The sequence below is a fragment of the Arthrobacter sp. ISL-5 genome, assembly GCF_018613835.1.
GTDB lineage: Bacteria > Actinomycetota > Actinomycetes > Actinomycetales > Micrococcaceae > Arthrobacter.
The window spans coordinates 96,050-114,355 of the sequence record NZ_JAGGPM010000032.1; the positions used below are offsets into that span (position 1 = coordinate 96,050).

The window sequence follows — 18,306 nt, forward strand, 5'->3', positions numbered from 1 at the left end:
ATCCGTGACCTCATCCGCTGCGTCCCACGTCTACCCCCAGGGCATCAAACTGGGGGTTGACGTGGGCACCGTCCGTGTCGGCGTCGCCATCTGCGACAGTGACGCCATCCTGGCCACGCCGTTCAAAACACTGGACCGCAACCCCAAAAAGAACTCCGATGTCCGCGTGATTGCGGCGTTGGCTGCTGAGCGGGGTGCCGTGCAGATTTTTGTGGGCCTGCCGAGGACCATGAAGGGCGAAGAACATGCCTCCGCCCGCATGGCCACGGAGTACGCCCAGCTGCTGGCCAACGAGCTGGGCCGCGCGGGGCTGGACGTGCCCGTCAACCTCGTTGACGAGCGCCTCAGCACGGTCACAGCCCACCGACACCTGCACGAAGCTGGCATGAGCAGCAAAAATCACCGTAAAGTGGTGGATCAGGTTGCGGCTGCGGGAATCTTGCAGCACGCCATCGACATGCAAAAAGCCAGGGGAACGGATGTGGGGAGCCGCGTGCGCGCGCTTTTCCAGCCGGGGCTACCCGGAGACGCCGCAGCAAGCAGTGCTGAGCAGGCTGTCCCGGGGCAAGACACACAATCTTCAGAGGATGGAAGGCTACAGTGAGCCCGGTCAACAACGACGACTCCTCCGGCAGGAACTTCAGGGAGGCCGGACGGCCGCTGACGCGCAAGGAAATCCGTGCCCGGGAGAAGGCCCTCACGGCGGAATCCGGCGACGTCGTTCCCGAGCAGGCTTACGAGTCCGGGGAGGACACGGCACCGGAGATGCCTGGGCACAGCCCGTTGCCCGCCCAGTCCGCGCCTACTCAGTCCGCGCCGGCCCAGTCCGCGCCCGCAGCTGAGGCGCCCGCGCCGGCACCGCAGCGTGCGCCCGAGCCGGTGGTTGACCCTGAGCCCGTGCCTGCAACGGTGGCTGTGCCGCGGGTGCCGCCCGCTCCGCCGACGGTCCAGGAACCGGTCGTGGAGGAACCTGTCTTCCACGCTAACGAAGACCTGCATCATGCTGATGCCGACCTGCACCGGGCCGACGAAGACCTGCACCATGCTGACGCCGCAGAACCCGGCTACCAGGACCACCACCATGACGTGCACCCTGACACGTACGAGGACCATGACGCTCTTGAACACGAGGCCGTCGGGCACCAGCTGCTGGCCAATGCGGACAGCGGGACCACGGTGACCCGGCCTTCCAAGAAAGTCCGCCGACGACGCCGTCTTGTTGCGCTGCTGCTGTCCCTCGCACTTTTCGTCACTGCCGCCGTCGTGGGTGCGCAGTTCCTCAAGCCGCTGCTCGGGGCCGACGGGCCCAGCGACTTTCCCGGCCCGGGAACGGGCCAGGTGAAGGTGGCGGTCCTGCCCGGCGAGGGGCCCGTCTCGGTTGCCGCGAAGCTTGAGGAAGCGAGGGTGGTGGCCAACGCCGACACCTTTGTCTCCGAACTGGCCGCCTCGGGCGGCACCCTTGCCCCCGGCGAGTACGACTTCAAGCAGGAAATGAAGAACGCCGACGCCGTGGCGGTCCTGCTCAACGCCGAACAGGCCAAGGTCATGTACTTCGCCCTGAGCGCCGGACTCCGGATCGGAGAATCGCTGGAGGCAATCTCCGAAGGCTCCGGGATACCGGTCGCCCAGCTAAAGGCACTCAGCGATTCCCCCAAGCAGTTTGGCCTCCCCGCCAAGGCAAAGAACCTTGAGGGCTACCTGGCTCCGGGCGAGTACAGGTTCCCGCTCGGAACCGCCCCCAAGGCGATCCTGACCTCCCTGGTCAAGAGCACCACCGACGAGCTGAAGACACAGGGCGTCACCGACCCCGCCAAGCAGTATGACGTGGTCACGGTCGCGAGCATTGTGCAGGCAGAGGGCGGTCAGGCCGAGTACAAGGACGTTGCGGGCGCGATCTACAACCGGCTCAAGCCCAACAACACTGAGACGGCCGGGCTGATCCAGTCCGACGCCACGGTCACCTACGGCCTGGGCAGGAAAAGCTTCCACATCGACGAAGACGAAAAGGCGGACAAGTCCAACCCGTACAACACGTACGCGAACCAGGGACTGCCCGTGGGCCCCATCGGTTCGCCGGGGAAGACGGCCATCGATGCTGCGGCCAAGCCGAACAAAAATGAATACATGTACTGGGTGACCATCAACCTCGACACCAAGGAAACCAAATTCTCCAAAACGCTGGAGGAGCACAACCGTTACGTTGATCAGTACAACGCCTGGTGTGAGGCCAACCCGGGCCGCTGCGTATGAGCCTGCGTGCTGCCGTCCTGGGGCATCCGATCGGCCACTCCAAGTCACCGGCGCTGCACCTGGCCGCTTATGCGAAGCTTGGCGCCGACATCGGCTACACGGCGATCGACGTGACGGAGGAGTCCCTGCCCGCGTTCATGGAGTCCCTGCGCGCCGAGCCGGGCTGGCGCGGGCTGTCGGTGACCATGCCGCTCAAGAAGGCCATGGTCCGTGAAGTGGATGAGGTCCGCGGAGTGGCGCAGGTGCTCGGCGTCATCAACACGGTCGTCTTCGAATCCGTGGGGGAGTCCGGACGGCGGGTCGGCTACAACACCGATGTCGCGGGCATCGTCAACGCGCTGCGTAACGCCGGAGCGGTCGAGGCGCCTGCGGCGGTGGTCCTCGGCGGCGGCGGGACCGCGGCGGCGGCCGTGGCCGCCCTCCAGGAACTCGGCGCACGGTCTGTTGCCGTCTACGTCCGGGACACCGGCCGGGCGGCCGAGGCCAGGGCCGCGGCCAGCGGCCTGGGGATGGAGATCGCCGTGCGTCCCATATCGGAAGCCGTCGCCGCCCTGGCTGGCGCCGACGTCGTAATATCCACCTTGCCGCCCCGGGCGGCGGACGGCATGGCTGCCGAGCTTGAGGTGCTGGGCACGACGACGGGCGGCGTCCTGCTGGACGTCGCCTACGATCCATGGCCCAGCCGGATCGCGGCCGTCTGGGAAGGCCTCGGCGGAACTGTGGTTGCCGGCCTGGAGATGCTGCTGTACCAGGCGGTGGAGCAGGTCCGCTACTTTACGGGCCGCGACGACGCCGCCAGCGCGGAAGTCATAGATGTGATGTGTGACGCAGTCGGGGCTCCCCGGCGCGTGTACTGACCGCCAGACATGGCAGGATGGATTGTATGTTGCGTTGGTTGACTGCCGGTGAATCCCATGGTCCGGCACTGGTCGGAATTATCGAAGGCGTCCCCGCAGGTGTTGAACTCACCAGCGGGCAGATTGCCGATGCCCTGGCGCGCCGCCGCCTCGGCTATGGCCGGGGTGCCCGGATGAAGTTCGAGCAGGACGTGGTCACCATCCTTGGCGGAGTCCGCCACGGCATCACGCAGGGCGGCCCTGTCGCCGTCCAGGTGGGCAACACCGAATGGCCCAAGTGGGAGCAGATCATGTCTGCTGATCCCGTTGACCCCGAGGAACTCGCCGACCAGGCACGCAACGCCCCGCTCACCCGTCCCCGCCCGGGCCACGCGGACTTCACGGGCATGCAGAAGTACGGCTTCGATGAGGCCCGCCCGGTGCTTGAACGCGCCAGCGCCCGCGAGACCGCCACGCGCGTCGCCATGGGAACCGTCGCCGCACAGTTCCTGAAGCACCTGGGCATTGAACTCGTCAGCCACACGGTCTCCATTGCCAGCGTCACGGTCCCCGAAGGCAGGCCCCTGCCGGTTCCCGCCAACGTCATTGCGCTCGACGCCGACCCCCTCCGCTGCTTCGACCGTGAAACGTCCGATGCCATGGTTGCCGAGATTGACGTCGCCCACAAGGAAGGCGAAACTCTCGGCGGAGTGGTGGAGGTCCTGGCCTACGGGCTGCCTCCGGGACTTGGCAGCTACGTCCACTGGGACCGCCGGCTGGATTCCCGCCTGGCCGCCGCCCTCATGGGCATCCAGGCCATCAAGGGCGTCGAAGTGGGGGACGGCTTCCTTACCGCCGCCCGCCGCGGATCCCAGGCCCACGACGAAATCATCAAGGATGAATACGGCAAGATCATCCGCACCAGCAACCGTGCCGGCGGCATCGAAGGCGGCATGAGCATCGGCGACGTCCTGCGTGTGCGGGCCGCCATGAAGCCGATCGCCACCGTGCCCCGGGCCCTGAAGACCATTGACGTGAGCACCGGGGAGGCCGCCAAGGCCCACCACCAGCGTTCAGACGTGTGCGCCGTTCCGGCTGCCGGCGTGGTTGCTGAAGCCATGGTTGCCCTGGTCCTCGCCGAGGCCGTCACTGAAAAGTTCGGCGGCGATTCCGTGGCCGAGACTGCCCGCAACATCAAGGGCTACCTCGACAGCATTCCGGCGTCGCTGGACACGATCGGACGCTAGTGCCTTCGAGCAATACGCCCTGTGCTGCAGGGGACCGGCCCATAGTGCTGATCGGACCCATGGCCGTTGGCAAGTCGGCGATCGGGCAACAGCTGGCACAACAGCTGGGCGCCCCCTTTGTTGACACTGACGCGGTCATCGTAGAAAACCACGGCTCCATCGCTGACATCTTCGCAGGGCGCGGCGAGCGGGTGTTCCGGGAGATTGAGGCACGGACTGTTGCCCGCGTCGTTGAAGAGGCGGCCGGCACCGCCACCGTGATTTCGCTCGGCGGCGGCTCGGTCCTGGACTCCGGAACCCAGCAGCTGCTGGACCGGTGCACGGTGGTCTACCTGGAATGCGATGCGGAGACCGTCGCAGCCAGGATTGCGAGGAATTCGGGCCGGCCGCTCCTCGCCGGCGACGGGATCCGCCGCTGGAAGACGCTGTTTGCCACCCGGCAACCCGTCTACGAACGCCTCGCAGACATCGTCGTCGACGTCCGTCAGGGAACCGTGCCGGAGCTGGGACGCCGGCTCGAAGCGGCGCTGGGCGCCTTCCTTGCCGGCGCCGGAACCGGCACCGGAGCGGGTAGCGCCGGAACAGACGCCACGGGAACGGACAGCGCAGGCGCAGGCGCAGGGACTGCAGGTGCGGCGAACCCAGCCGCGGAGAACATCAGCGCGGGATCGGCGGCCGGGGAAAACATGGCCGCGACTACGGCGGCCGGGGAATCCACGGCCGCGAAACAGGAAGTTGAGAAGTGAGCGAATCAACCGTCATCAAGGTCACGGGCGAGTCGGCCGGCGACAATTACGACGTCGTCGTTGGCCGCGGCCTGCTGGGCACCCTCCCGGAGCTGCTCGGTGAGCGCGTCCGGCGTGTCCTGGTCATCCACCCGCGTGCGCTCCGGCTCACCGGAGACACCGTCAGGGACGAACTCGCCGCGGCGGGCTTCACTGCACTCACGGCGGAGATCCCGGACGCCGAAGAAGGCAAGCACATCCAGGTGGCCGCGTTCTGCTGGCAGGTGCTGGGCCAGAACGACTTCACCCGTTCCGACGCCGTCGTCTCGGTCGGGGGAGGAGCCGTCACGGACCTCGCGGGCTTCGTCGCCGCCACCTGGCTGCGCGGCGTCAAGGTCATCCACATGCCCACGAGCCTCCTCGGCATGGTGGACGCGTCGGTGGGCGGCAAGACCGGCATCAACACGGCCGAAGGCAAGAACCTCGTGGGCGCGTTCCACCCTCCCGCGGCCGTCCTCGCGGACCTTGACACCCTGAACACGCTGCCGAAAAACGAGATCATTTCCGGCATGGCGGAAGTCATCAAGTGCGGCTTCATTGCCGATCCGGCCATCCTCGATCTCGTGGAACAGAACCCGGAGGCCGTCACCGACCCCGGCTCGGACGTCCTTCGTGAGCTCATTGAGCGTGCCATTGCCGTCAAGGCCCGGGTAGTGTCCGAGGACCTGAAGGAATCCGGCCTCCGCGAGATCCTCAACTACGGACACACCCTTGGCCATGCCATCGAACTCGTCGAGCGCTACTCCTGGCGCCACGGCGCGGCTGTCTCGGTGGGCATGATGTTCGCCGCAGAACTGTCCCGCAGCGTGGGCCGGCTCAGCGATGCCGACGCAGACCGCCACCGGAGCATCCTCGAGTCCCTTGGGCTGCCCGTCACCTACCGCCGCGACCGCTGGCAGGGGCTCCTGGACGGCATGCGCCGCGACAAGAAGTCACGCGGGGACCTGCTCCGTTTCGTGGTGCTCGACGGCGTCGGGAAGCCCGGCATCCTGGATGTTCCCGACACCTCCCTGCTTTTCGCCGCCTACCAGGAGATTGCCTCCTGATGCGGGAGTTCGAGGGCGACACCATTGAGTGGCCTGCCGGCGGCTTCCCGGGAATCAGGATCAACCCGGAAACCCTTCTGCCGGAGATCACCAACGCCGAAGCCTGCGCTGCGGCCCTTGAGTCGTCGACCGACCCGGCGGACCGGGTGTTCGTGCTGCTCGTTGAGGGGCACGCGCCGGACGCCGCCGAACTGCTCGCCGAAGCGCGGTATAAGAACCCGGAGTCGTTCCGGCTCCGGACCTTTGAAGCCGAGGTCCTCCGCGTGTCCCACCGCTTTGACCGCGCCGTTGAGCTGTTCAGGCAGCTGCTTGCGGAAGTGCCGGGCACGCCGAATGAGGCACTAGTGCACCAGTTTCTCGGCAGGACCCATTTCGCTTCCGGCCACATCGGTGCTGCCGTGGAGTCGTTCGCCCGGGCGCTCGACCTGAGGGTTGCGCAGTCAGCCGACGCCGAGCTCATCTATTCGTCGACCGTGGCGCTTCAGCGGGCTCGGGACGTACTCGAACTGGCCTCCTGACCGCGGCCGCCGGAGGGGGCCGACGGAGTGCGCCCGCATTTCCGCTAGAATGGTTCTTGGATTTTTGATAAATACACGCTGGCGGGCCGTTCGGCATGCCTGCTTGGCATACGGCTGGCAGCTAGAAGCAGTCAGATACAAACCAGAGGAAACCAGTGGCAACCACAAACGACATCAAGAACGGAACCGTCCTGAAGCTTGAGGGCCAGCTCTGGAACATCATCGAGTTCCAGCACGTCAAGCCGGGCAAGGGCGGCGCGTTCGTGCGCACCAAGATGCGCAACGTTATGTCCGGCAAGGTGGTCGACAAGACCTTCAACGCCGGCCTCAAGATCGAAACCGCCACCGTGGACCGCCGCGATTACCAGTACCTGTACCAGGACGGCGCGGACTTCGTCTTCATGGACACCCAGGACTACGACCAGATCACCGTCTCCGGTGCCACGGTGGGCGACGCCACCAACTTCATGCTCGAAAACCAGATGGTCAACATCGCCATCCACGAAGGCACGCCGCTGTACATCGAACTGCCGCCGAGCGTTGTCCTCGAAATCACGTACACGGAGCCGGGCCTGCAGGGCGACCGCTCCTCCGCCGGGACCAAGCCGGCCACCCTCGAGACCGGCTACGAGATCCAGGTGCCGCTGTTCGTCGAGAACAACACCAAGGTCAAGGTCGACACCCGTGACGGCAGCTACCTGGGCAGGGTAAGCGAGTAGTGAGCGCCCGCGGTAAAGCCCGTAACAGGGCTCTTGACGTCCTCTTCGAAGCGGAGCAGCGCTCTGTTTCCGCCTTTGACGTGCTTCGCGCGCGCCGGGAGAAGACCGACCAGATCGTCAACCCCTACACGCTCGAAATCGTCGAGGGCGTCGTTTCACTGCAGCCGGCCATCGATGAGTTCCTGGAAACGTACTCACAGGGCTGGACCCTGGAGCGCATGCCGTCCGTGGACCGCATCATCCTGCGGATCGGCACCTGGGAACTGCTCTACAACGACGACGTGCCCGACGGCGTTGCCGTCAGCGAAGCCGTGGCCCTGGCCAAGACGCTTTCCACCGATGAGTCGCCGTCGTTCATCAACGGCCTGCTCGGGCGTCTCCAGCAGCTGAAGCCTTCACTGCTGGCCTGACCTGCGCAGGTCATCAGCAGTACGGGAGAGCCCCGGCCAGTGAACTGGCCGGGGCTCTCTGCTGCCCGCTTCAGTCAGGTTTCACCGTCCGACGGCGTTTCACTGTGCCACGGCGTTTCACTGTCCGACGGCGGCGCGCAACGCGACGAGTTCGTGCAGCTGCTGCACCTCGTCCTGCTGGTGTGCCTGGACGTCCCTGCCGCTGAGGATCCGCTGGCGGGTGAATGCCAGCCTCGTGGCTGCCTCGACGAACTCCTTCATCTGCGGCGCACGGTTGTAGGCGCCGGCCCAGCGCACGGCCTGCCGCCTGCCGCCGGGGGTGGCCAGCATCTCCACCTCGACCGGCGTGAACCAGCCCGCGGCGGCGTACTCGAGCAGGCGCTGGCGGGTGAGGCGGGTTTCGGCGACCCGCAGCACCACGATGCAGGCCACCGCCAGCAGGAAGATGGGGACCTGAACCAGCACATACTGCGCCAGGAAGTCCTGCCCCATGCTGTTCCACCTGTTGTGCAGGATCATGGCGGGTATGAGTCCCACCACGAAGGCCACAACCGATGCGCCCGAGTGCCAGCGGCGCGCCGCGAGCCCCATGATCAGGCCGGTGGTTCCCGTGAAGATGGCGTGGGCGAACGGGGACATCACACCGCGCAGGAAGAAGATCTGGGCGAGGTCGCTGCCGGGCGTGCCCGACTCGGCGATGGCGCGGCCAAAGTAGAGGATGTTCTCGGTGAACGCGAAGCCGCCCGCGATGGTGAACGCGAACACCACCCCGTCCACCGGGCCGTCAAAGTTTTTCCGGGCCATCAGGAGCAGCAGGAGCAGGCCCAGGGACTTGGCGAATTCCTCCACCACCGGAGCCTGGACCGTGGTCATGAAATCGCGAAAGGCGGCCTCGTCAGAGTACGGGGCAGCAAGGGCGAATACCGGCTGGATGAGCAGCGTCACGGCGATGGACACCGCGGCGCCCCACGTGAACGCAAAGAGGAGCAGCCTCTTCGGCTCAGGTTCCCAGCGGTCAATGATGTACACCGAGCCCAGCACGGCGCCCAGCGGGATCAGCGATGCGGCGAAGCCGATGGCGAACCCGGTAGTGCCGGTGTTGGCCAGCAGGAAGGGCACCACCAGGAACAGGCTGACGACGGCGAGGATTCCTCCGCCCACGACGAGCCCCAGCACGCCGCCCGACGCCCTCACGCCGACTGTGGACGCGGACGCCGGGATGACCTGGGCTACCGAACCCCCGCTGTGCCCGGGCGCCAGCCGGTAGTTCTGCGGCTGGACGTGACCCATCCAGCTGGGGTTGGCCTGTTCACGGAACTGCCACTGCGGGTCACCGGGGCGGTTGCCTGACGGGCCGGGCGCAGGCTGCTGCGGGTTCATCGACATAGAGATGAGCCTATGCGGCGGGATGCGCGTCGCCAAAGGCCTGTTCGGCCGCAAGCTCCGGCCGCCGCAGGTGTGACCGACGACGCCTTCCGACCGGGCTGCGCCGGGGCGTCCGTGTGGTAATTTTGGAAGGCAAATGTTCCTTTTTTAATTCCGTCCCGTGAGGCGGGGAAAGGGGAGACGAGCGTTGACTCATGTCACACAGGCACCGGTCCCGGCCAGGGTTGTACTCAACCACGCGGACATCGACCGTGCACTCACTCGTATCGCCCATGAGATCCTCGAGGCCAACAAAGGCTCAAAGGACCTGGTGCTGCTGGGCATTCCACGCCGCGGCTATCCGCTGGCAGTCCGGCTCGCCCAGAAGATCGCAGCCGCCGATCCCGCCGTTGATGCCACCGCGATCGTGGGGCAGCTCGATGTCACCATGTTCCGTGACGACCTGTCCCACCAGCCCACCAGGCCGCCCCACCGCACGCAGCTGCCGCTGTCCGGAATCGACAACAAGGTTGTTGTCCTGATTGACGACGTCCTGTACTCCGGCCGCACCATCCGCGCCGCGCTGGACGCGATCGTTGACCTCGGCCGCCCCCGCATCGTGCGGCTGGCCGTGCTGATCGACCGCGGGCACCGGGAGCTTCCCATCCGGGCCGACCACGTGGGCAAGAACCTGCCGACGTCCTCGGCCGAAAAAGTCCGGGTACGCCTCGAGGAGACCGACGTCATCGACGGCCAGGCCGTCAATGAAGTTGTTATCGAGGCCGGCGCATGAAGCACCTGCTGTCCACCGAAGGCCTCAGCCTGGGCAATGCCGTCCGCATCCTCGACACCGCGGAGGAAATGGCCGCCGTCGGCGACCGCGAAGTCAAAAAGCTGCCGGCGCTCCGCGGCCGCACCGTGGTCAACCTCTTCTTCGAGGACTCCACCCGGACCCGCATCTCCTTTGAGGCAGCCGCCAAGAGGCTCTCCGCGGACGTCATCAACTTCGCCGCCAAGGGATCGTCCGTTTCCAAGGGCGAGTCCCTCAAGGACACCGCCCAGACGCTGTCCGCGATGGGGGCGGACGCCGTCGTAATCCGCCACTGGGCCTCCGGCGCTCCGCACCGGCTCGCGGCGACCGACTGGATCGACGCCGCCGTCATCAATGCCGGCGACGGCACCCATGAACACCCCACCCAGGCGCTGCTGGATGCGTTCACCATGCGCCGCCACTGGACGAAGCTCGCGGGGCTTCCCTCCACGGGCGCTGACCTCAAAGGCATGCGCGTTGCGATTGCCGGCGACGTCCTGCACTCCCGCGTGGCACGCTCCAACGTCTGGCTGCTGCGCACGCTCGGCGCCGAGGTCACCCTGGTGGCACCGCCCACGCTGCTGCCGATCGGCGTCGAGCAATGGCCCTGCAGCGTCAGCTACAACATGGACGAAACCCTGGAAAAGGGCGTGGATGCCGTGATGATGCTCCGCGTCCAGGGCGAGCGCATGAATGCCTCGTACTTCCCCTCCACGCGCGAGTATTCACGCCGCTGGGGCTTTGACGACAACAGGCTCCGGGCGCTGGACAGCCTGGGGCTGAAGGACACCATCATCATGCACCCCGGCCCCATGAACCGCGGCCTGGAAATTTCCGCCGCCGCTGCCGACTCGCCGCGTTCCACCGTGCTTGCACAGGTGCGCAACGGAGTATCCGTCCGCATGGCCGCCCTGTACCTGCTGCTCTCCGGGGACACCCGTGAACCAGCCGCCACCCTGAAGGAGAGCAACTGATGGCTGAACAATCTGCCGATAACGGCACAAACAATAACGCCACCGCCGGAAGCACCGGAACCTACCTCATCCGCGGGGCGGCGATCCTGGGGGCCGGAGCCGAGGACCTGCTCATCCGCGACGGCATCATCGCCGGGCGCGGCACGGACCTCTCGGCCGACGGCGCCACCATCATCGACGCCGACGGCCTCATCGCCCTGCCGGGCATGGTGGACGTCCACACCCACCTGCGGGAACCGGGCCGCGAAGACGCGGAAACCGTCGAGACGGGAACCAGGGCGGCCGCGCTGGGCGGCTTCACTGCCGTCCACGCCATGGCCAACAGCACGCCGGTGGCCGACACCGCCGGCGTGGTGGAACAGGTCCACAGCCTGGGCCGCGCCGCCGGCTGGGTCGACGTCCGTCCCGTGGGCGCCGTCACGGTCGGGCTCGCGGGGGAGCAGCTGGCCGAGCTCGGCGCCATGGCCGACTCGCGCGCCCGGGTCCGCATGTTCTCGGACGACGGCATCTGCGTCCATGACCCGGTCCTGATGCGCCGCGCCCTCGAATACGTCAAGGCGTTCGACGGCGTGGTGGCCCAACACGCGCAGGAACCCCGCCTCACGGCCGGGGCGCAGATGAACGAAGGCGATGTCTCCGCCGTCCTCGGGTTGACCGGCTGGCCAGCCGTGGCCGAGGAAAGCATCATCGCCCGCGACGTCCTCCTCACCCAGCACGTCGGATCGCGGCTCCACGTCTGCCACGTCTCCACGGCAGGCTCCGTGGAGATCATCCGCTGGGCGAAGGCCCGCGGCATCAACGTCACCGCTGAAGTGACGCCGCACCACCTCCTGCTCACCGACGAGCTGGTCCGCAGCTACGACCCCGTCTACAAGGTCAACCCGCCGCTGCGCACCGACGCGGACGTCCAGGCACTGCGCGCCGCCCTCGCCGACGGCACCATCGACGTCGTGGGCACGGACCACGCACCGCACCCGAGCGAACACAAGGAATGCGAATGGGCCCAGGCGGCGATGGGAATGACCGGGCTGGAGACCGCACTCTCGGTCGTCCAGCACGCCATGATCGAGACCGGCCTCATGACCTGGGCTGATTTCGCCAGGGCCACCTCCTTCGCGCCGGCCGGCATCGGCCGCCTGTCCGACCAGGGCCGGCCCCTGGAAGAAGGCGAGCCCGCCAACATCATCCTGGTGGACCCGGCCGCACGCTGGACCGTGGACCCGTCCACCATGGCCACCATGGGACGCAACTCGCCGTTCCGCGGCATGGAGCTTCCGGGCAAGGTGATGGCCACGTTCTTCAAGGGACACCCCACCGTCTTGGACGGCAAACTCAACACCCCCTACCGTCACCCGGCCGACGCCGCCACAGCGCCGGCGGGCGGGTACTGATGGACAATAAGACCCTGACGCTGGTTATCACGCTGCCGCTCATCGCCGTCGTGCTGGTCCTGATCGGCATCGGGTGGCGGAACCGCCTCCGCCGCCAGTCCGACGTCGAACAGCTGCCCGCGGTTCCGGCGGAGCTGAGCCTGCCGCTTGCCGCCGCCGACGGCCAGTATGTGGCCACCACCACGGCAGGCGACTGGCTGGACCGCATCGCGGTCCACGGCCTGGGAATCCGCACGAACGCGGAACTCACCGTCCACCCGGAGGGTGTGCTGTTCGAACGGTCCGGAGCCGGGCCGCTCTTCATCCCGGCGGCCAGCCTGGCCGGCGTCCGCCAGGACAGCGGCATGGCCGGCAAGTTCGTCGAGAAGGACGGCCTGCTGGTTCTCAGCTGGTCCCTCGGAACCCACGAACTGGACACGGGTTTCCGGACCCGCCGGGCCGCGGACAAACCGGCCCTCCTCAAAACTCTTCAGGAATTGATCTACGCAGGCCCCCAGGCCGATGCCCATAGTGGAAAGTAATACAGTGACGGATCCCAACGAAGTAAACACAGTGACTGCACCCCAGGCGGCAAGTTCCACCCCGGCCGCCCTGGTGCTCGAAGACGGCCGCATCTTCCGCGGCAGCAGCTACGGCGCCCAGGGCACGGCCCTGGGGGAGGCGGTCTTCGCCACCGGCATGACCGGCTACCAGGAGACCATCACGGACCCGTCCTACGCCCGCCAGCTGGTGGTGCAGACGGCCCCGCACATCGGCAACACCGGCGTGAACAGCGAGGACGCGGAATCCCGCCGCATCTGGGTGGCCGGCTACATCGTCCGCGACGCCGCGCGGCGCCCGTCCAACTGGCGCTCGGAGCGGAGTCTGGACGAGGAACTCGTGGAGCAGGGCATCGTGGGCATACAGGGCGTGGACACCCGCGCCATCACCCGCCACCTGCGCGAGCACAAGACCATGCGCGCCGGCATCTTCTCCGGTGAGGCCGCACAGGCCACCGAAAAGGAACTGCTGGACGTGGTGCTCGCCAGCGAGCCGATGGAAGGCGCCCGACTGGCCGAGGAAGTCAGCATCGACGAGGCCTACGTCGTCGAACCGAAGCACCACGGCTGGGAGGGCGATGCCCGGTTCAGCATCGCCGCGATCGACCTCGGCATCAAGGCCATGACGCCCGTCCGCTTCGCCGAGCGCGGCGTCCGCGTCCACGTGCTGCCCGCCACCGCCACCCTCGAGGACGTCAAGGCGACCAACCCGGACGGCTTCTTCATGTCCAACGGCCCCGGCGACCCCGCCACGGCCGACAACCAGGTCAAGCTCCTCCGCTCCGTGCTGGACGAGAAGCTGCCCTACTTCGGCATCTGCTTTGGCAACCAGATCCTGGGCCGTGCCCTGGGCTTCGGCACGTACAAGCTCAAGTACGGCCACCGCGGCATCAACCAGCCGGTCATGGACCGCCGCACCGGGAAGGTCGAGATCACGTCGCAGAACCACGGCTTCGCCGTCGACGCGCCCCTGGACGGCCCCACCACGGCGCCGGAGGAGCGCTTCGGCCGGGTCGAGGTCAGCCACATCAGCCTGAACGACGACGTCGTTGAAGGGCTCGCGTGCCTCGACATCCCGGCGTTCTCGGTCCAGTACCACCCTGAAGCCGCCGCCGGCCCCCACGATGCCGCGTACCTCTTCGACCGCTTCATCGACCTGATGGCGGACGCTGCAACCGACACAAAGACTGCCACCGAATCCAAGACTGAGGACAAGAAGTAATGCCTAAGAGAACTGACCTTAAGAGCGTCCTGGTCATCGGTTCCGGCCCGATCGTGATCGGCCAGGCGGCTGAATTCGACTACTCCGGCACCCAGGCCCTCCGCGTCCTCAAGGAGGAAGGCCTGCGCGTCATCCTCGTCAACTCCAACCCGGCGACCATCATGACGGACCCGGAGTTCGCCGACGCCACCTACATCGAACCCATCACCCCCGAGGTGGTGGAGAAGATCATCGCCAAGGAGCGCCCCGACGCCGTGCTGCCCACCCTGGGCGGACAGACGGCGCTGAACACCGCCATCGCGCTGGACAAGAACGGCGTGCTGGAAAAGTACAACGTGGAGCTCATCGGCGCGAACATCGCCGCGATCGAACTCGGCGAGGACCGCGAGAAGTTCAAGGGCGTCGTGGAGCGCTGCGGTGCGGAGTCCGCCCGCAGCCACATCATCCACACCATGGACGAGGCGCTGAAGGCAGCAGAGGACCTCGGCTACCCCATGGTGGTCCGCCCCTCCTTCACCATGGGCGGCCTGGGCTCCGGGCTCGCCTACACCGAAGAGGACCTCCGCCGGATCGTCGGCCAGGGCCTGCAGTACAGCCCCACCAGCGAGGTCCTGCTCGAAGAGAGCATCCTCGGCTGGAAGGAATACGAACTCGAGATGATGCGCGACAAGAACGACAACGTCGTTGTTGTCTGCTCCATCGAGAACTTCGATCCCGTCGGCGTCCACACCGGCGACTCCATCACCGTGGCTCCTGCGCTGACCCTCACGGACCGCGAATACCAGCGGCTGCGCGACATCTCCATCGCCGTCATCCGTGAAGTCGGCGTGGACACCGGCGGCTGCAACATCCAGTTCGCGATCGAGCCGGACACCGGCCGCGTCGTCGTCATCGAGATGAACCCGCGCGTGTCCCGGTCCTCGGCCCTGGCGTCCAAGGCCACCGGCTTCGCCATTGCCAAGATCGCCACCAAGCTCTCGCTCGGCTACACCCTGGATGAGATCCCCAACGACATCACCCAGAAGACGCCGGCCTCCTTCGAGCCCACCCTGGACTACGTCGTGGTCAAGGTTCCGCGGTTCGCCTTCGAGAAGTTCCCGGCAGCCGACCCCACGCTCACCACCACCATGAAGTCGGTGGGCGAGGCCATGGCCATGGGCCGGAACTTCACCGAAGCCCTGCAGAAGGCGCTGCGGTCCCTCGAGCAGAAGGGCTCGCAGCTGGACTTCAGCCACGTTCCGGAATGGGAAGTCCCGGAGCTGATCGAGAAGGCCAAACGCCCCACCACGGACCGCCTGCACCAGGTCCAGCGCGCCCTGCTCGGCGGGGCCAGCATCGAGGAGCTCTACGAGGCAACCAAGATCGATCCCTGGTTCCTGGACCAGCTCCAGCTGCTGAACGAGATCTCCCGCGAGATCCGCCAGTCCGGCGCCCTGACCGTGGAGATGCTCCAGCGGGCCAAGCGGCACGGATTCTCGGACGAGCAGATCGGCGCCCTCACGCACAACTCCGAGGCCGTGGTCCGCGGAGTGCGCCAGGCCCTCGGCATCCGCCCGGTCTACAAGACCGTGGACACCTGCGCCGCCGAGTTCGCCGCCTACACGCCGTACCACTACTCCTCCTACGACGAGGAGGACGAGGTGGCCCTGCACGCCAAGCCGTCCATCCTGATCCTCGGCTCGGGGCCCAACCGCATCGGCCAGGGCATCGAGTTCGACTACTCCTGCGTGCACGCCTCCATGGCCCTGCGCAAGGCCGGCTACGAGACCGTCATGGTCAACTGCAACCCGGAAACCGTCTCCACCGACTACGACGTCTCCACCCGCCTGTACTTCGAGCCGCTGACCCTTGAGGACGTGCTCGAGGTCATCGCGGCCGAGGAACGCACCGGCGGCGTGATGGGCGTGTTCGTGCAGCTCGGCGGCCAGACCCCGCTGAAGCTGGCCCAGCAGCTGGCCGACGCCGGGGTGCCCATCCTGGGCACCTCACCGGAAGCGATCGACCTCGCCGAGCACCGCGGCGCCTTCTCGCGCGTTCTGGACAAGGCCGGGCTCATTTCCCCGAAGAACGGCACCGCAGTGTCCTTCGAGGACGCCAAGAAGATCGCGGACGAGATCGGCTACCCCGTGCTGGTCCGCCCGTCCTACGTCCTCGGCGGCCGCGGCATGGAGATCGTCTATGACGAGCCCAACCTGTCCCGCTACATCGCCAACGCCACGGAAATCACGCCGGAGCACCCGGTGCTGATCGACCGGTTCCTCGAAGACGCGGTGGAGATCGACGTCGACGCCCTGTTCGACGGCAAGGACATGTACCTCGGCGGCATCATGGAGCACATCGAGGAAGCCGGCATCCACTCCGGCGACTCCGCATGCGTCCTGCCGCCCATCACGCTGGGCGCCAACGTGCTGGAGCGCGTCCGCACCGCCACCCGGGCCATCGCCGAGGGCGTGGGCGTCCGCGGCCTCATCAACATCCAGTTCGCGCTGGCCTCGGACGTCCTGTACGTGCTGGAAGCCAACCCGCGTGCCTCCCGCACCGTGCCCTTCGTCTCCAAGGCCACCGGCGTGCAGATGGCCAAGGCCGCCGCACTGATCGGCACCGGCGTGACCATCAACCAGCTGCGCAGCGCCTACAAGATGCTGCCGGAAACCGGCGACGGTTCCACCCTGCCGCTGGACGCGCCGGTCTCGGTCAAGGAAGCGGTCCTGCCGTTCAGCCGTTTCCGCACTCCCGAAGGCAAGGTCGTCGACTCCCTCCTCGGGCCGGAAATGCGTTCCACCGGCGAAGTCATGGGCATTGACAAGCACTTCGACACCGCCTTCGCCAAGAGCCAGGCCGCCGCGAACAACGCCCTCCCCACCGAGGGCAAGATCTTCGTCTCCGTGGCCAACCGGGACAAGCGCTCGGTGATCATGGGCGTCAAGCGCCTCTCCGACCTCGGCTTCGAGATTGTCTCCACCGGCGGCACCGCCGACGTCCTGCGCCGCAACGGCATCCAGGCCACCCCGGTGCGCAAGGTTGCCGAGGGCAGCAGTGCCGAAGGCGAAGGGACCATCGCCGACATGGTGGTGGCCGGCGAAATCGACATGGTGTTCAACACCCCGTCCGGCGGCGAGGCCCGCAGCGACGGCTACGAACTCCGCGCCGCGGCCACCTCGATCGGTATTCCGTGCATCACTACGGTGGCCGAATTCAACGCCGCCGTCCAGGCGATCGAGGCGCTCCGCACCTACGAATGGTCCGTGACGAGCCTGCAGGAGCACGCCGCCGCCCTCGTGGCCTCGCAGAATGCGGCAGCGCAGAATGCCTGAGGCGGCCGGCGCCGCAGCCGCAGCGGCCCTCTCGCCCGGTCGGGAGTCCTTCGGCTCCCGGCTGGGCCGGGCAATGGCCGACCGCGGCCCCTTGTGCGTCGGCATCGATCCCCACCCTGCGCTCTTGGACAGCTGGGGGCTGAACGACGACGCCGCGGGCCTGGAGCGCTTCTCACTGACCGTCCTGGAGGCCGTGGGTTCCCTCGCTGCCGCGGTGAAGCCCCAGGTGGCGCTCTACGAGCGCCACGGCTCCGCCGGGATGGCGGCACTCGAGCGGACGCTTGCTGCCGCGGCGGAGGCCGGCGTGCTGAGCATAGCCGACGCCAAGCGCGGAGACATCGGCTCCACCATGGCCGCGTACGCTGACGCGTGGCTGCGGGACGGCTCGTCCCTCGCAGCGGATTCCGTGACCCTGAGCCCCTACCTGGGGTTCGAGTCACTCCGTCCAGCCCTGGACCTGGCCGCCGAATACGGCCGCGGCGTCTTCGTCCTGGCCCTGACCTCCAACCCGGAGGGTGCCTCAGTCCAGCACGTGGGCGGAAGCGACTCCGTGGCCCGCAGGATTGTCCAGGCCGCCGCCGGCGAAAACGCGCGGTACGCGGGACCGCTTGGTTCCGTTGGCCTGGTGGTCGGGGCCACCGTGGGGACTGCCTTGGCGGACCTCCACCTGGACCTGGAAGCCGTCCGCGGACCCATCCTGGCTCCCGGCCTGGGCGCCCAGGGAGCCACCCCTGCAGATCTGCGGCGGACGTTCGGCCCGGCGTACCCGCAGGTGCTGGGTACGTCCAGCCGGGACATCCTCAAGGCAGGTCCGGGGATCCGGGAACTGACCGACGCGGCGGCGCGCACGCTTGACGGGCTCCGCGCCGAATAGTCCAT

General features: G+C 67.3%; 16 protein-coding genes and 1 pseudogene. 16 read left to right on the top strand and 1 reads right to left on the bottom strand.

Annotated elements, in window-relative coordinates:
* Positions 1-4: 4 nt before the first annotated feature.
* The 9 genes and pseudogenes from ruvX (at position 5) to nusB (ending at position 7,811) form a co-directional block, all read left to right on the top strand.
* Positions 5-604 carry a Holliday junction resolvase RuvX gene (gene ruvX / locus J7I89_RS18080; RefSeq protein WP_214973175.1) on the top strand — a complete coding sequence of 200 codons (600 nt, stop codon included), beginning with the start codon at positions 5-7 and terminating at the stop codon, positions 602-604.
* Positions 601-2,250, top strand: a complete 1,650-nt coding sequence (mltG, locus tag J7I89_RS18085; RefSeq protein WP_214973176.1) for an endolytic transglycosylase MltG — start codon at positions 601-603, stop codon at positions 2,248-2,250. Before ruvX ends, mltG begins: the two co-directional genes overlap by 4 nt.
* On the top strand, positions 2,247-3,107 hold the full coding sequence (locus J7I89_RS18090; protein ID WP_214973178.1) for a shikimate dehydrogenase: 861 nt from the start codon (positions 2,247-2,249) through the stop codon (positions 3,105-3,107). The genes mltG and J7I89_RS18090 overlap by 4 nt, the downstream gene beginning before the upstream one ends.
* Positions 3,108-3,133: 26 nt before the next feature.
* Entirely contained in the window at positions 3,134-4,333 is a 1,200-nt protein-coding gene (gene aroC / locus J7I89_RS18095) for a chorismate synthase (protein ID WP_214973181.1), read from the top strand.
* Positions 4,333-4,863 (top strand): annotated as a pseudogene (locus J7I89_RS18100) (shikimate kinase); the annotation flags it as partial. The gene aroC and the pseudogene J7I89_RS18100, both read left to right, overlap by 1 nt.
* Before the next feature lie 212 nt (positions 4,864-5,075).
* Positions 5,076-6,164 carry a 3-dehydroquinate synthase gene (gene aroB / locus J7I89_RS18105; RefSeq protein WP_214973182.1) on the top strand — a complete coding sequence of 363 codons (1,089 nt, stop codon included), beginning with the start codon at positions 5,076-5,078 and terminating at the stop codon, positions 6,162-6,164.
* Positions 6,164-6,682 carry a tetratricopeptide repeat protein gene (locus J7I89_RS18110; protein ID WP_214973184.1) on the top strand — a complete coding sequence of 173 codons (519 nt, stop codon included), beginning with the start codon at positions 6,164-6,166 and terminating at the stop codon, positions 6,680-6,682. The genes aroB and J7I89_RS18110 overlap by 1 nt, the downstream gene beginning before the upstream one ends.
* A 155-nt stretch (positions 6,683-6,837) precedes the next feature.
* Positions 6,838-7,401, top strand: coding sequence for an elongation factor P (gene efp, locus J7I89_RS18115; RefSeq protein ID WP_056635236.1), 564 nt, complete (start codon positions 6,838-6,840; stop codon positions 7,399-7,401).
* Positions 7,401-7,811, top strand: coding sequence for a transcription antitermination factor NusB (gene nusB / locus J7I89_RS18120; protein WP_214973186.1), 411 nt, complete (start codon positions 7,401-7,403; stop codon positions 7,809-7,811). The genes efp and nusB overlap by 1 nt, the downstream gene beginning before the upstream one ends.
* A gap of 117 nt (positions 7,812-7,928) precedes the next feature.
* Here nusB and J7I89_RS18125 read toward each other — a convergent pair whose 3' ends face one another.
* A complete protein-coding gene (locus J7I89_RS18125; RefSeq protein WP_214973188.1) occupies positions 7,929-9,197 on the bottom strand; it encodes a PrsW family intramembrane metalloprotease in 1,269 nt (422 codons plus the stop codon).
* 187 nt (positions 9,198-9,384) lie between these two features.
* Here J7I89_RS18125 and pyrR point away from each other — a divergent pair, with 187 nt between their 5' ends.
* Genes pyrR through pyrF form a run of 7 tightly spaced genes read left to right on the top strand, consistent with a single transcriptional unit; the run spans position 9,385 to position 18,301 of the window.
* Positions 9,385-9,969 (top strand): bifunctional pyr operon transcriptional regulator/uracil phosphoribosyltransferase PyrR, encoded by a 585-nt coding sequence (gene pyrR, locus J7I89_RS18130; RefSeq protein WP_214973190.1) that lies wholly within the window; start codon positions 9,385-9,387, stop codon positions 9,967-9,969.
* Complete coding sequence (locus J7I89_RS18135) at positions 9,966-10,961, top strand: aspartate carbamoyltransferase catalytic subunit (protein WP_214973192.1); 996 nt, start codon at positions 9,966-9,968, stop codon at positions 10,959-10,961. The genes pyrR and J7I89_RS18135 overlap by 4 nt, the downstream gene beginning before the upstream one ends.
* Entirely contained in the window at positions 10,961-12,352 is a 1,392-nt protein-coding gene (locus J7I89_RS18140; protein WP_214973194.1) for a dihydroorotase, read from the top strand. Before J7I89_RS18135 ends, J7I89_RS18140 begins: the two co-directional genes overlap by 1 nt.
* Entirely contained in the window at positions 12,352-12,873 is a 522-nt protein-coding gene (locus tag J7I89_RS18145) for a hypothetical protein (RefSeq protein ID WP_214973195.1), read from the top strand. The genes J7I89_RS18140 and J7I89_RS18145 overlap by 1 nt, the downstream gene beginning before the upstream one ends.
* A complete protein-coding gene (gene carA, locus J7I89_RS18150) occupies positions 12,854-14,113 on the top strand; it encodes a glutamine-hydrolyzing carbamoyl-phosphate synthase small subunit (protein WP_214973196.1) in 1,260 nt (419 codons plus the stop codon). The genes J7I89_RS18145 and carA overlap by 20 nt, the downstream gene beginning before the upstream one ends.
* Positions 14,113-17,427: a carbamoyl-phosphate synthase large subunit gene (carB, locus tag J7I89_RS18155; RefSeq protein ID WP_214973197.1), complete on the top strand. Its 3,315-nt coding sequence runs from the start codon at positions 14,113-14,115 to the stop codon at positions 17,425-17,427. Before carA ends, carB begins: the two co-directional genes overlap by 1 nt.
* Positions 17,420-18,301 (top strand): orotidine-5'-phosphate decarboxylase, encoded by an 882-nt coding sequence (gene pyrF, locus J7I89_RS18160; protein ID WP_214973198.1) that lies wholly within the window; start codon positions 17,420-17,422, stop codon positions 18,299-18,301. Before carB ends, pyrF begins: the two co-directional genes overlap by 8 nt.
* The last annotated feature ends 5 nt before the right edge of the window (positions 18,302-18,306 follow it).

Bases quoted from the DNA above. Each gene is read 5' to 3' on its own strand.
- J7I89_RS18110 (WP_214973184.1), top strand. From the start codon at position 6,164: ATGCGGGAGTTCGAGGGCGACACCATTGAGTGGCCTGCCGGCGGCTTC.
- J7I89_RS18125 (WP_214973188.1), bottom strand. From the start codon at position 9,197: ATGTCGATGAACCCGCAGCAGCCTGCGCCCGGCCCGTCAGGCAACCGC.
- J7I89_RS18135 (WP_214973192.1), top strand. From the start codon at position 9,966: ATGAAGCACCTGCTGTCCACCGAAGGCCTCAGCCTGGGCAATGCCGTC.
- J7I89_RS18090 (WP_214973178.1), top strand. From the start codon at position 2,247: ATGAGCCTGCGTGCTGCCGTCCTGGGGCATCCGATCGGCCACTCCAAG.
- aroC (WP_214973181.1), top strand. From the start codon at position 3,134: ATGTTGCGTTGGTTGACTGCCGGTGAATCCCATGGTCCGGCACTGGTC.
- carB (WP_214973197.1), top strand. From the start codon at position 14,113: ATGCCTAAGAGAACTGACCTTAAGAGCGTCCTGGTCATCGGTTCCGGC.
- J7I89_RS18140 (WP_214973194.1), top strand. From the start codon at position 10,961: ATGGCTGAACAATCTGCCGATAACGGCACAAACAATAACGCCACCGCC.
- carA (WP_214973196.1), top strand. From the start codon at position 12,854: ATGCCCATAGTGGAAAGTAATACAGTGACGGATCCCAACGAAGTAAAC.
- pyrF (WP_214973198.1), top strand. From the start codon at position 17,420: ATGCCTGAGGCGGCCGGCGCCGCAGCCGCAGCGGCCCTCTCGCCCGGT.
- J7I89_RS18145 (WP_214973195.1), top strand. From the start codon at position 12,352: ATGGACAATAAGACCCTGACGCTGGTTATCACGCTGCCGCTCATCGCC.